At 42.3% G+C, this 14333-nt stretch carries 10 protein-coding genes; 1 reads left to right on the top strand and 9 read right to left on the bottom strand.

All coding sequences use genetic code 11. From position 1 onward, the window contains the following. The first annotated feature begins 60 nt into the window (after nt 1-60). Nucleotides 61-960, top strand: a complete 900-nt coding sequence (gene sdaAA, locus ABJF11_RS09220) for an L-serine ammonia-lyase, iron-sulfur-dependent, subunit alpha (RefSeq protein ID WP_348119521.1) — start codon at nt 61-63, stop codon at nt 958-960. Nucleotides 961-1028: 68 nt separating this feature from the next. On the opposite strand, the gene ABJF11_RS09215 is transcribed toward sdaAA, so the two are convergent. From ABJF11_RS09215 to ABJF11_RS09175, 9 genes are all read right to left on the bottom strand, one after another. Further along, nucleotides 1029-2363 carry a RagB/SusD family nutrient uptake outer membrane protein gene (locus ABJF11_RS09215; RefSeq protein ID WP_348119520.1) on the bottom strand — a complete coding sequence of 445 codons (1335 nt, stop codon included), beginning with the start codon at nt 2361-2363 and terminating at the stop codon, nt 1029-1031. 15 nt (nt 2364-2378) lie between these two features. Then, nucleotides 2379-5351, bottom strand: a complete 2973-nt coding sequence (locus ABJF11_RS09210) for a SusC/RagA family TonB-linked outer membrane protein (RefSeq protein ID WP_348119519.1) — start codon at nt 5349-5351, stop codon at nt 2379-2381. Between the two features lie 225 nt (nt 5352-5576). Beyond that, the gene (locus ABJF11_RS09205) at nt 5577-8486 is read right to left on the bottom strand and encodes a TonB-dependent receptor (protein WP_348119518.1); all 2910 of its coding nucleotides are present in this window, start codon (nt 8484-8486) and stop codon (nt 5577-5579) included. A gap of 10 nt (nt 8487-8496) precedes the next feature. After that, nucleotides 8497-9477 (bottom strand): FecR domain-containing protein, encoded by a 981-nt coding sequence (locus ABJF11_RS09200; protein WP_348119517.1) that lies wholly within the window; start codon nt 9475-9477, stop codon nt 8497-8499. Between the two features lie 65 nt (nt 9478-9542). Beyond that, complete coding sequence (locus ABJF11_RS09195) at nt 9543-10085, bottom strand: RNA polymerase sigma-70 factor (RefSeq protein ID WP_348119516.1); 543 nt, start codon at nt 10083-10085, stop codon at nt 9543-9545. A 133-nt stretch (nt 10086-10218) separates the two neighbouring features. Next, entirely contained in the window at nt 10219-11088 is an 870-nt protein-coding gene (locus ABJF11_RS09190; RefSeq protein ID WP_348119515.1) for a peptidylprolyl isomerase, read from the bottom strand. A gap of 11 nt (nt 11089-11099) precedes the next feature. Beyond that, a complete protein-coding gene (hemC, locus tag ABJF11_RS09185; RefSeq protein ID WP_348119514.1) occupies nt 11100-12023 on the bottom strand; it encodes a hydroxymethylbilane synthase in 924 nt (307 codons plus the stop codon). Beyond that, complete coding sequence (locus ABJF11_RS09180) at nt 12020-13147, bottom strand: DNA polymerase III subunit delta (RefSeq protein ID WP_348119513.1); 1128 nt, start codon at nt 13145-13147, stop codon at nt 12020-12022. The genes hemC and ABJF11_RS09180 overlap by 4 nt, the downstream gene beginning before the upstream one ends. Next, on the bottom strand, nt 13144-14328 hold the full coding sequence (locus ABJF11_RS09175) for a putative sugar nucleotidyl transferase (protein ID WP_348119512.1): 1185 nt from the start codon (nt 14326-14328) through the stop codon (nt 13144-13146). Before ABJF11_RS09175 ends, ABJF11_RS09180 begins: the two co-directional genes overlap by 4 nt. Nucleotides 14329-14333: the final 5 nt, after the last annotated feature.

Here is a 14333-nt window from a genome sequence, read left to right as displayed (position 1 = left end):
TTCTTGACGGCAGTCAGCCAAATTTCTGACTAACTTTAACATACATTTTAAACCATTATCATGTCATTTCTATTTGATGATTTTAAGGGCTGGAAGGCTCTTTGTGAAAAAGAAGGAATTGCCTTGTATGTGCCGGTGCTACGATACGAAATAGAGCAAAAGGGAGCAGCAGAAGAAGATATATGGTCTGGCCTCACCGCAGCCTATCAGGTCATGAAGGAGGCTGTAGAGACTGGATTAAACGAGGACATGTCCTCTATGTCTGGTATGATCAATAATGGTGCAAAAAAAGTAGCTCAAAATCAAACTGTGGTTTTGTCCAAAGAATTTCAAATGTTGGTGTCCAGTGCATTGGCTGCCAAGGAGGTGAATTCTTGTATGGGAAGAGTGGTCGCAGCACCTACGGCAGGCGCTTCTGGGATACTTCCCGGCGTACTTACCACCATGCAGAGCATTCATAATATCGATGATAGAAAAATATCCGAAGCGCTACTGATCAGTGCCGGAATAGCTCTGATACTAGAGCAGAAAGCTTCTCTAGCTGGTGCTGTAGGTGGCTGCCAGGCGGAAACGGGAAGTGCCGCAGCCATGGCCTCGGGTAGCTTGGTATATTGTCTCGGCGGTAGTTTGGATCAGGTATTCAATGCTGTGGCCATCACCTTGCAATGTATGCTAGGCTTAGTATGTGATCCTGTCGCGGGTCTTGTAGAGGTACCATGTGTCGTACGAAATGCCAGTGCCGCTGCGATTGCAAATTCTTCAGCTCAAATCGCTCTATCGGATGTAGATAGTGTCATTCCTGTAGATGAGTGTGCGGAAGCTATGGGCGAAGTTGGCCAGAGTATGGAGACCCGGTATAAAGAAACTGCTATGGGTGGATTGGCTGCTACGAAGACTGGTCAGGCTATTTCCAAAAGAGTGCTGATCCAAGATATAGATATGCTGGACGAAGACAGTTAGTATTTATTAGGCACAAAAAAAGCCATCCAAAATATGGATGGCTTTCCTGTTTATATCGATATTATTTATCAACCGCCTTGTACCCCTACTTCATTGAATGGTCTCGGCAATTCTCTGATCACAGAGTGATTAGTCAAGTCCAATGGAAGCTGATCCAATCGGTCATACCTTCTCATATCAATCCATCTATGCCCTTCGTCGAATAGAGAGTATCTTCTCTGTGTAAGCATCTCATCTATCAAAGCACTTTGAGTGACTGCACCAGCATAGGCCGGAAGCCCGCCAGCTTGCGTGCGAATGACATCTATAAGTATCACCGCTTCAGCCAATGAAGCTGCTGATCCTTCCTGAATTAGCGCTTCTGCTTTGATCAAAATGAGTTCCTCGTTGCGAATGAAAGCCATTGGTTGAACCTGATCCTTTACGTTCCAGGCATCGTAGCTGGCAAAAAGCTGACCTGTGATTACAGTGGCAGGGCTCGTGCGAAGAGATGCCTTAGACAATCTCAAATCACCAGCTTCTGCGTCAGTCACCCAATCATTTTGAACCAATCGAGTAGTTCCATTTGTATTGTTCGGGAAGAAAAGAGCATTCACTCTGTCTCCTGAAGCATTGGCAAATACACGGTAAACGCCAACATCGAAACTACCTGATTCATTGATAAAAGACTGATCTACAAAGGTGGCAGCACTAGCATAATCCTCCTGATACAACGCTACACGTGCCTGAAGTGCTTTGATGAAAGTCTCAAACGTTGCAGGAGTGTCAAATCCGTCGAATCCGGTGGTCAAACCAAAAGCGAAAGAGTTTCCAGCATTAGCTGCATGACCAGCCGCTTCATCCAATAGGTCACCAATGGCATCATACCCCTCGGCAGCATTGCTTGTGAATGCTCCAAGCGCATTTGGGTCTTCTACATCGATTCTGATCCCGTTGTCATACTGGTGATTCAAAGCAAACAGCAACGCATGAGCCTTGAAAGTCTTGGCGAATGCCAGATACCCTTGAGCTTCGGCATTGGTTAGAACACTAGTATTCTCAACTGCTGAAATGAGTGTATTTGCAGTTTTTACACCATTATATCGAGTGCTAAAATTAGTGCCTGTATAAAAAGCGCTATTATCAAGATTTCCGGTACCAAGTAGATCTCCTACCCATCTCGGGTCTGATACATCTATTCTGTATATTTCACGACCAATCACCCCGACGATGTCGTGGTAATTACCCATGCCTGTACTGGCTCTGGCGACTATGCCTGTAACCAATTCATTTAGTTGACCGATGCTGGCGTCATTCAGTACGCCTCCGAAACTCGGATTGTTAAGATCAACTGGTTCATCCAATTCACACGATAATGTGAACACCGCTACTATAGCGAGTATATATTGATTTATTCTTTTCATAATTCAGTTCGTTTTTTAGAATCCAACTTCTAGGTGAAAAAACATTCTTTTTGAAGACGGGAATGGAGTTACCTCAATACCTTGAAGTACACCACCGCTACCGAAGTTCGATACTTCTGGATCATAACTAGAATATGGTGTGTCCATAAACAAGTTGTTTCCTGAGACTCCAATTCTCACTCGATCGATTGCGCCTTTAAAAGCATTGCCAAGCACTGCTTTTGGAATTGAATAATAGAGTGATACCTCTCTAAGCTTGATATAGTCTGAGTCCTCTACAAACAAGGCCGAATTTTGACCGCTACCAAAAGCAGCTATTCTTGCGTCACCCAGTCTCTGGCCGTCATCCAGCACCTCATCAAAGTTGTATGATGTACCACCGAAGTCAGTCAACAATCCTGTAAGGTTCACATTTTGTCCACCTTTTTTCCAGTGCCATAGCATGGAGAAAGTAAAGTTTTTCATGAATGTGATATCGTTACTCCATCCCATTTGAAAATCCGGAGCTGCGTCACCCAATTGTACTACATCAGGAGATCCATCCGTACCTACTATTTGGGTGAGGGACTTACCTTCTTCCAATCGAATGGTACCAAGTCCTGCACCAAATCCGCCCCCTGGAGGGTTAAATGCTGGCACATCCAATCTTGTCATTTCTGATTCGTTGGTCCACCAGTTAATGGTAGTGTTCCATTTGATGGCGGAATTGTTCACTACTAATGCGTTCAAAGACATTTCAATACCTCTGTTCTCCAGCGCACCAAGATTGGTTTGCTGATTCAAAAATCCTGAGGTCGGAGGCATAGCTGCCACTAATATCAGGTCTTCCACTTTTTTGTTGTACCAAGTGAAGGTATATCCGATACGACCATCAAAAAGACCAAGATCTAAACCTAGTTCCAGTTCTTTAGATCTTTCTGGTTCTACATTAGGATCTCCAAAAGCTGTACCTACTACGGCACCTGTATTTCCCCCTGTGTTGAGTGGCCCGAGAGCTGTGAATTTAGGCTGAACGAATGAAACTGCGTTTGGATTTGGTACTCCACCAGCTTCTCCATATGCTCCTCTCAACTTCAATTGACTAACTGTTCCAAAATTCCAGAATTCGAAATTGGCAAGGTTAGCCGCTAGAGAAACTTTAGGGTATGCATAAAGCTTATTAGCGTCACCGTTTAACGTAGACTTGTCGAGTCTTACACTAGCCGTAGCAATCAATTTGTCATCCCAGTTGGCTTCTTGCTGTACCGCATAGCCTAAATCCTGAGAAGTCAATCTTCTGTGAAACGCTGTCAAAGATCCACCTTGTTGCAGATTTTGCTGACCTGCAGTCAATTGCTGTGCTTGCACAGTTAAGAGCTCTCTTGCCTGATCTAATCGATTTACACCGGCAGATGATGTCAAATCAATGTCCCCTACTGATGTGTTGTAGATCAAGAAAGCAGACAGGTTTGTATTGAAAGTTACGTTGTTGCCTCTTGAATACACGCCGTCTTGGTTGCCAATAGTAAACTGTAGATCTTCTGGAAAATGAAGGGTGGATTCGTTATTGTAATAATCCATTCCTCCTTGCAGTTTCAATTGAAGAAAAGAATTCTCCTGTCTGATCAAATTGAAATTAATTCCTGAGCCTACCACAAACCTATTCGTCTCATCTTCCACGGTTGACTTATCTCTAGTCGCCAAAGGATTCGACGGATTGGCTGGGTGGTTAGGGTAGATACCATTATTATTTGGATATAGATCATGCCAAGGCAGGGTAAAAGCCAAAGCTACACCGTAAGAAACACCGGCATTATCATTGTTAGTCAGACCCCTGGCTGTTTTAGACTTGATGTAGTTGGTAGAGATATTCATATCGACAAACTTCGAAATCTTGTGATCAACGTTTGCTCTGATCGAGTTTCTCTCAAAACCTGTTTTTTTGATGATTCCTTCCTCATCTTTTCTACTTGCCGACACATAGAATTTGGTCTTTTCATCGCCACCTGCTACAGTTACTTTGGTGTTAGTCAAGAGTCCAGTTTCACCGTACAGCTCGTCTTCATAGTTGAAGAGTTTGCCTGCGGCTTCAGCAGCATCATATTGTGTCTGGGCTGCAGCGCCAAAATCAGCAAGTACTGATTGTGACGTAAATGGCCTTGTACCAAGAGGATTTAGAATTTTAGCAAATCCAACGTCCTGTTTGAACGTAATTGCTGTTTTTCCTTCACTTCCTCTTTTTGTAGTAATGATTACCACACCAGCGTTGGCTCTAGAGCCATAGATCGCAGAAGCAGAAGCTCCTTTGAGAATTTCTATGTTCTCAATATCGGAAGGGTCCAAATCTGCAATTCTGTTGGCCGCGTTATCCTGATTGGTAGTCATTGCACCATTTGTCGATGCGGCAGTTACCGTATTAGACCCATTGGAAACGGCGGAGTTGTCAATATATACTCCATCCACAATATAAAGCGGCTCTGAAGATCCGGTAATGGTGGTAATACCTCTTAGTTTCATAGAGATACCTCCTCCTGGAGCACCAGAGTTATTCAGGATATTTGCACCTGCTACCTTGCCTTGCAATCCTCCATCCAATGTTTGAATGTTGGTTTTTCCAGCAAGATCCTGGCCTGAGATGGAGGCCACAGCGTTTGCAAGGTTAGAGCGCTTTACAGACGTGGCTAGTCCTGTTACTACAACCTCTTCAAGGTTTGTTACATCTTCTATAAGAGATACATCTAGTTGTGTCTGCGATCCGACAGTCACTTCTTTTGAGCTATACCCTATATAAGAAAATACGAGAATAGACCCTTCTGCAACTTCAAATTTGAAATTACCATCAAGGTCCGTAAGAGAACCATTTGCGGTTCCTTTTTCAATCACATTCACCCCCACGAGTGCCTCGCCGGATGAACCGTCTGTAACTGTCCCAGAGACTGTGCGCTGGGCAAAAGCTACAGAGACCGTTAACATGAGCATAACGGTCAATGCTGAGTAAACTTTTTTCATAAAGTTCGGTTTTAGAGTTAAAAGAATTATTCAACCAACAGACTAACGCCTGTTAGTATTTTCAAAACAATCACTCTATATCAAGCCATTAACTATATGATTGTCAACTATATCAATTGTCAATCGCTTACCGTTTGCGTTAGATAAAATATAAATGAATAAGGGTCGGATTTGAAGAAATTATATCCTGTCAAACATTTGATTGACAAAATTACCTTCTGTATTCTAAGAGAACCGAAGGTTGATTCGGGCGGAAACCACTGTGCCGAGATATCCGAATTGATTGACCTCCCACGCGTACTTGAAGCGGCCACCAAGATTTGTGATGGGGTCATTTTTAGGGTCGACCTCGTCAGGATAAATATTCAAAAGGTTTTGAATAGTAATTCCGAAGGTGGCCGTAGGGGATACTTGATAATTAAGGTTCAGGTCTGTTATGATTTTAGCTGAGAATGTCTGATCCTTGTTCGGATCTTCGGCATGTTTCCAAATCACCTCGCCGAAGCGGGTAAAGCTCAATCCAGCTGTCATCTTGTTATATACATAGTCAAATGCAAGATGATACTTGCTCGCTGGACGTGCCGAAATAATTCTAGCTTGCTCTTTTCGGTTGAAGATTTCATTTCCGGCAGCGGCAATTGGACCAGGTGTACGAATGGCATTTTCAATCGAAGTAGCGGTCAAGTTGGCTGCGAAGCTGATATCTAATTTGGCTTGACCCAAGGCAATATCTTTGTACGTGGTGACCAGGTCGGCACCTCGTGTTCTTGTATCAGCGGCATTGGTAAAAAACTTCAGACTTGTAACTTGATAGGACTGTAGCGTGTCTTCAAGTGCTGTAGTGGTGGTAGGATCACCATCGGACCCAATTTCGTTGGTAAAGAGAATTCTATCTTTGACTCTGATATCATAGTAATCTAAAGTCATTTCGAGTCCTTGTGTGATTTGTAGAGCAATTCCTATAGAGAAGTTGATTGCATTTTCCTGAGTCAAATTAGGCACTTCAAGCTCACGGATGACGGGGCTATGATTGTTGAAAGTTCCTTGATTGGAGATTGTACCATCCGAAATTAGAGTCTGCACATTGCTGAGATAGATTTGATGCAACGACGGAGCTCGAAATCCGGTACTAGCCGATGCACGAATTGAAATTAAATCTCTGAAGGGTCTGAACCTTGTATTGAGCTTCCAAGTGAAATTCTTACCAAAATCATCATAATTTTCAAATCTGGCGGCACCTCCAACTAATATCACATCATTGTCATATTCCAAATCTGTATACACTCCTACATTATTGCGATTTTCAGCTACTACATCTCTTGGACGTATTCCAGGAAAGGAAATCGAGCCTTGGCCTTGATAGGAGGCTTCTTCGCCAGCAAAGGCCTCAAATCGTTCAGTTCTAAACTCAGAACCAAAACCAATATTAAAATCACCGATTTGTCTAAATAAATCGATGTTGTTGACAAAATTTTGAAAGAAATAGCCACCGGCATCAAAACGTGTAGGGCTCTGCCTTCCAAGGTCTGGATTCATCGTCTGGCCTATATGATATCTAACGGTATTGGATCCTGATACAGCACTGATGTCTACTTCCCACTCTCTAATTTCGCTTCTGATACCTAACCCTAGCGTTCGATCGTTGATATCGGTTTCAAAGGTGGGGTGAAAGCCGTTATATTCTTCAAGGTCCTTATGAAAAATATTGTCCGGATCAGGAACCCAATAAGGCGTACGATACAGTGCAAAGCTGGTTCCTTGTCTGAGTGTAACTCCACCGAAGGAGTATAACTCTGATCGACTATTGAGTGGGATTTCTGCATTGTAGAACACGTCAAAGATGGTCATGTCAGGCTGACCGACGATCATACCCAAGTCGGGATTTGATGCGATCCATTCTTCGGAACCCTCCACGTTTAGAAATTCATCCTTTCCTGGTTTTCCGGATCGGTTGGTATATTCTTGTTCTTTATATGAGGTGGTGAGATTCAAAAACCCGCTTTCAAACAGTTCAAATCCAGTATTGGCGCTAAAGCCAAAATTTAGCCCATCACCTTCGGTGGTGATTCCTGAGAAGCCGCTAATGGTTGTGGATTCTGCCTCCTCCTTAAGAATAATATTAATCACTCCTGCAATGGCATCTGATCCGTATTGAGCCGAGGCACCATCTCTCAATATTTCCACTCGCTCTATCGCTCCTATAGGAATACTTTGCATATCTACTCCTACTTCACCTTTGCCTGGGGTGTCATTTATGTATACAAGAGCGCTCGGATTTTTGCGTTTGCCATTGATGAGTACCAAAGTTCTACTTGGGCCCAAACCTCGAAGATCGGCGGGATTGAAGTGTGCAGTGGCATCAGACACGGTTTGCTGTGAAGCATTAAAAGACTGCATTTTAAAATGAATCATTTGATCGAGAGTGAGCTGTCCGGTGGCTTCCAACTCCTGACTGGAGATAATGTCTATAGGAACTGGTGAATCTAAAACCGATCGAGGATTAAACCTTGTGCCTACCACCACCACATCATTTAGATTTTTGAGATCTGGTGCCATCTTAATTCGAAGCTTTCCTACAGACGGATCGACGTTTATTTTGGAAGTCTCAAAGCCAACATAAGAGACTACCAGTTTCGCAGATTTACCGGGGATAGTAAGTTCGAATTTACCATCGCCATCAGAGATGATACCAATATTAGAACCTGCTACTCGTACGGATACTCCTACCAGCGACAGGTCGTCTTCTCCGCTTGTAATCTGGCCTGAAACTTTGAAATGACGGAGGGTACCTTCGGTTGCGCCTTCTGGGTTATTGCTTCTATAGACGTTGATTGTATTGTTGATCTGCTTGAATCTCAATCCACTCTTTTCGGAGACTTGCAGCAATAGATCTGAAATGGAAATGGTAGATCCATCGTGATTGATAGTGACGAAGACGTCTATGTCCTCTCTCTCGTAAGCGAATCGAAACTTGGTTGACTTTTCGATAGCCATGAAAGTCTCTTTGATGGAAGCATCTTTGAGTACCAGACTGATTTTTGTATTCTTTATGTTGTCATAAATGCTGGCGCTATGTGCAAAATATGAAACAAATAGAAAACAGATTAAGGCTAATCTGGTAGAGGTTTTTAGCATAAGCTAACTTTTAGTTGAACATGATTTCCACCGATTTTCTTTCCAATTTGTATTCAAAATTTTTGGTGAGCTTCATACCTTCCAATATCATCTCCAGAGATTGGTTCTCAAAAACGCCTGAGTAAGTCCAATTTTTTGAAGGATTTTTATTGCTTTTGATCTTGACTCCGAACCACCTTTCCAGTCTATTCTTAACTTCTTCATAGTTAGCATCTTGAAATTTAATTAGGCCATTTTTCCAGCCTATAATTTCATCAAAATCAAAATTTGATTTAGTAGCTACACCACTCACGTCTGAATAAGTTACTTTCTCTCCTGGATTTAGATAAATGCCTCCTCCAGATCCGTTTGATTCTACTCTTACTCTTCCGGTAGCAAGAGCTACCTCGAGTATAGATTCAGCAGGGAAGGCACGCACATTAAACGATGTACCAATGGCGGTGGTAGAGATATTATCGGATTTTACGATAAAAGGCTTCTCAGGATTTTTGGCAACTTCGAAGAAGGCTTCTCCTTTAAGTTCGATGAGGCGGACATCACCTTCGAATTCTTCTAAGTAAGAAACTGTGCTTTCTGCGTTCAAAAAGACCTTACTGCCATCTGGCAGAAAGTGAGTAGACTTCTGTCCACTAGGATTAGATTTTGTAATGTGTTGGGCCTGGTGCAGGGATACAAGTTCCGGGAAAACCAGATATGTTAGTCCTGCAAACATGGCTAATAACGCAATTGTGGCAGCTATTTTGGTGAAAATACCGATACCTGGTTGGATATTGTCATCCTCTCTCGTCTCTTCTGTGATCTTTGTGAGAATGGACTCTAGTCTGGTTTCGTCAGTCGCTTGCTTTGCGTCGAGTAGATTCCAGTCGTCCTCAATCTCTTCTAAGATGATATTTTCCCCTTCCCTGGAACTCATCCAGGTAACAAACTCCTCAATTTCTTTCTGAGTTAGCTGGCCCGCTTTGAAAGCTTTATACTTGTTATAAAAATCCAATCTTTAAATAGTTTACACCATTAATACAGATAGGTTGGCTGATGCACCTACTCTGCTAATTATTTTTATGAAAAATTAGATAGGTTAGATTTCAATGTCTTTATTGCTTTATTCATTTGATTCTCGACGGTACTCTCCGCTATTCCCAATTGGGCCGCAATTTCTTTTACCGATAATCCCGAATCTCTTCTTAGTAAATAAATTTGTTTTCGTTTAGGCGGTAGGCTTTCAACTTTATTATTTGCTAATTCTGCCAAATCGGCAAATATAACATTATTTTCAGTTTCGTTGGTGATCATTTCAGAACTGGCAATCTGAGCGCGATATTGCCTTCTGCTCGCTTCTTTTTTGATTTTATTAAATATCAAATTTTTAGCGATAGTTATTACGAAAGCATTGAATGATAGCTTAGGGTTGATAGAATCCTTTTTATTCCATATTTTCAGAAATACTTCTTGAACTATTTCTTCTGATTCGGCGTGTGATTCGGTGTACTTATATGCAAAATTATATAGTTTTTTTGCATAAAGATGAAAGAGGTTGGTGAACGACTGATGGCAGCCATTCTTTAGTTTATTAATTAATTTATCTTCTTCAACGATTGACACTTCAATAATCTTTTATACGTTCAATCCATAAATGTAAGTATTTTTAGCTCAAATCGACTGACTTAGGATGGTATGACCATTTAGCAGTCTTGCTTAAGACAGTCCTTCTAAACTGGACTCTTCAAGTGGAACCCTATTTTTTTGGATAGATCACTCCATATAGTTTAGCTATCTTCTTCTTCGAGAGCTGCTCCACTTCGATAGATAGGTACAAATTTTCGAGTGGTCTATCACCACTTTTTGTTTTTACTGCCGCGATTTTATCTATGATCTCATGGCCTTCTACCACTTGGCCAAAAACGGTATAGGCATCATCGAGATGTGGAGCGCCTCCGAGACTGGTATAGGCGGCTACTCTTTCTTTAGGTATTTCTTTACGGACTGAGATTCCCAATTCAGTCTCTATGAGACTGGTTTTCTCCATGATTAGTTTATTGATTGCATCGAAGTCTCTCTTTTCTTGAAGCTCCATTATTTCTTCTTGTAGGGCTTGATGCTTACCCGTCTGCAAAAGTTGCCGCATACCTTGATTGAGCTTTTGCTGATCTATCATGAGTTCATCCTCGGTATAGGTCTTTCCTTGGACAATATAAAATTGACACCAGCTCGAAGCCTTTGCGGGATTGTTAGTTCGTGCTGCAGCTAGAGCCCCTTTCACATGAAAGAGTCTTTTATCGAACTCTGCAGGTATGGTTTCACTTTTTCTAAGGCCTCCTTTTTTCATGTCGATACCACCCCCTTGAATCATAAATTCGTCTATGACTCGGTGCCAAATGGTGCTGTCGTAATGTCCATTTTGGGCCAGATCCAAAAAATTATCTCGATGTAATGGGGTTTCGTCGTATAGGATCGCTTTCATATCACCAAAGGAAGTATGAATGGTCACCAAGTAGTCTTTTTTACTATCTGTTTGAGTGAATTTCTCTGTCTGAAATACTGGTTCCTGAGCGCAGGCACTTAGTGTAAACCAAATCGTAATTAATAGAATAGCACTTTTTCTCATAACTCTTACGCTCAATTTTCCTGATGTTTCCTTATATCTTCCAGTATTTTTTGGCCACCGTTTTCCAGTACATACCGTCCCAAAGTTTCACCCACTTTTTTTGCAGCATTCGTAGTAGAGCAGCATGACTTTTCTACACTGGTTTTCCCGTCCAAGCTGATTATTCCGCCGTATAGGGTGAGTACGTCGTTCTCTATAGTGGCCAAGCCAAATACCGGGATGCTACACCCGCCGTCCATTGTTTTTAGAAACGAGCGCTCGGCAATAAGACACTTCTCACTGAGCTCATGGTTTATGCAGTTTCTGACGAGCGCTTTTTTCTCCGGATCTATAGACTCATAAACTTCTATGGCTATGCTTCCTTGACCAACTGCGGGCACAAAAATGGTCGGGTCAAATTCGTGAACGATCATTTCGTCAAAAGCCATGCGATGAGCACCTGCGTAGGCTAGCCAGAGGGCATCACATGCTCCTTCTTTCATCTTACGAATTCTGGTTTGTAGATTGCCACGGACAGGCACAGTTTGCACATTTGGATAGTGCCTTTTTAGGAAGGCCAATCGGCGGGTGGAAGAGGTGCCCAGGACTAGCCCTTCTTGCTCTAAATCAATAGATTGATGACTGACAAGAACGTCATGCGATTTTTCTCGTTTTCCAAAGGCGATCAATTCAAAGCCACTGGCTAGAGTAGATTGCATGTCCTTGGCGCTATGTACTGCGATATCTATTCTACCATCTTTTAGCTGCTCTTCTATTTCTTCTGTAAAGACTCCTTTGCTTCCTATTTTGGCAATACTCACATCAAGAACTTTATCTCCTTTAGTCTCGATGGTTACGATCTCTGTGTCAGCTCCATTTGCTCTGAGCAAATCCTGCACATGATTTGCCTGCCAAAGTGCGAGCTTACTTCCTCTGGTGCCTATTCTTATTTTCATGCGGCAGTCATTATTCTGCCAAGAGATATTGACAAGTCCATAAATAATATGCGAACGTTGGCATTTCGTTCCAGATGATAGTGCGCTCTGCTGAATTCTTCGCTGATCTTTTCAAGTTTTTGCGTGGAGAGAGTCTTGCCGAATTTAATAGCAAAATCTTTCTCTGGTTCATTCAGTTTGTTCTTTTCACCAAGTAAGTAATCACTAACCAGCGCTTGGCGCATCATGTTGAGTGCATATTGCAAAAATAACTTCTGTCCATTTTTGCTAAGCTTGTTGAACAGGTCGTTGGTAGTATTTAGTGAAGTAAAATCTTTGATCCAGCACTGTCGCATCCAATCTCTAAACATGACATGTGCATCATCTTCGGCGCTATCGATATGCTCTACAGCTGATCTTATGCTGCCTTCAGAAAGAGAGGCAATTTTTTTTGCTTTGTCAGACTCGATGTTTTTATTTTCTACCAAGTACTTCTCGATCTCCTCATCTGTGAATGAAGGAACTTTGAATAGCTGACAGCGTGAAAGTATAGTGGTTAGCAATCTTTCATAATCACAGCTGACTAACAGAAAAAGAGTCTTCTCCGCGGGCTCTTCCAATATTTTCAAAATGCCATTGGCGGCAAAGGCATTCATATACTCTGGCAGCCAGATGATGAGCACTTTGTATTCAGCCTCAAAGGACTTCAAAGTGAGTGATTTAATAATGTTTCGGCTTTCTTCCTTGGATATATTGGCTTGTTTGTTTTCTGCTCCGTAGTGAGCACTCCAGTCTTCAACGCTACCATATTTATTGTTGAGTAAAAATGTCCGCCATTCATTTAGATAACTCGAACTCACAACATTTTTGCCTGTCACACTCTTGGTGGAGCTCACTGGAAAGACAAACTGCAGATCAGGGTGTATAAATCGATCCATTTTAGTACATGATTCGCAGATACCACATGAATCTGTGTCTGAAGGATTTTTGCAGTTGATATAGGTGGCATAAGCCAGGGCTAAGGAAAGGTTTGCGGAGCCTTGTGGACCATAAAATAGCTGAGCATGGGCCACATGGTTGCCTTTTATCGCATGTATGAGTTGTTCTTTTGATGAGCTGAGTCCCGGAATTTCTGAAAATCTCATGACTGACTTTTGATCGAGTGATCAAAGATAGTTTTTAATATCTTTTCATCATTGCCTGTTTGCTGGATATTCTTTCGTGCCCATACTTTTTGTGCTGTGGCGATGGCTTTATCTATTTTGTGCACGGTCATTTGATCTGATCCTCCCCATGAAAATGAAGGTATGTAAGGCGGGGGAAAACCGCTGCCGAAAACATTGGAACATACACCGATGGTTGTACCTGTATTAAGCATAGTATTAATTGCTGTTTTTGAATGGTCTCCCATAAATAAACCGCAGAACTGTAGTCCGGTATTAATTAGTGACTCGGACTCAAAATCCCATACTTTAACGTCTTCGTAGTTATTTTTGAGATTTGAGTTGTTCGTATCGGCGCCGAGATTACACCATTCACCTACCACGGCCATACCGAGGTATCCATCATGTGCCTTGTTCGAGTTGCCATATACGATAGAATTTGAGACCTCTCCGCCAATCTTACAATTGGGACCTATCGTCACGCCTTCTCTTATTTTGGCATTCATGTTGATCCTGGAATTTTCACCTAATGCAAAAGGGCCTCGAATAGCGGCGCCTTCCTGAACAATACTATTCTTGCCCAAATAAATGGAGCCTTCTTCAGCATTGAGTATTGCGGCCTTGATGTCTACACCCTCTTCGACAAATATGGAGTCAGGATTATAGACTCTGGTATGAGGATCGGTGATCACATGTGAAGTTCGATCGGCTGTGAGCAACAAAAAATCCGCCTCGAGCTGTTCCTTGTTATGGGTGAATAAATCCCAGCTTCTAGCAATCAGCGTATATCCGCCATCGTATTCTATGGCAGTCGTGTTTTTTTGATTTTCGAATTCCTCCAACGAATGGATGGTACCTCGAGCTGCGAGAAAAGTATTTTGGTGATATAGCGCCTGACCTTGTTCTAGTTTTAGGATCTCTGCTACCAGCTCGGTGTTTGGGCATAGTGCACCATTGATTACCAGCTGATAGTTTTGATGTGTGCCTCCAAATTTGGGAGTCAGATCAGTGACTGTAAGAAAATCAACGGACTGTTTGAAATGCTTTTCCCATTTTTCCTGAATGGTCAAAATGCCCACACGCAAGTCTCCCACGGGGCGGGTCATTGTAAATGGAAACAACTTGATCCTATGCTGCGACAGGTCTGCAAGAGCAATTTGCATGGGCT

Source organism: Reichenbachiella sp., assembly GCF_039941815.1.
Lineage (GTDB): Bacteria > Bacteroidota > Bacteroidia > Cytophagales > Cyclobacteriaceae > Reichenbachiella.
Note: the sequence above shows the minus strand (reverse complement) of the source record. Positions and strands in the feature narration are given on the sequence as shown.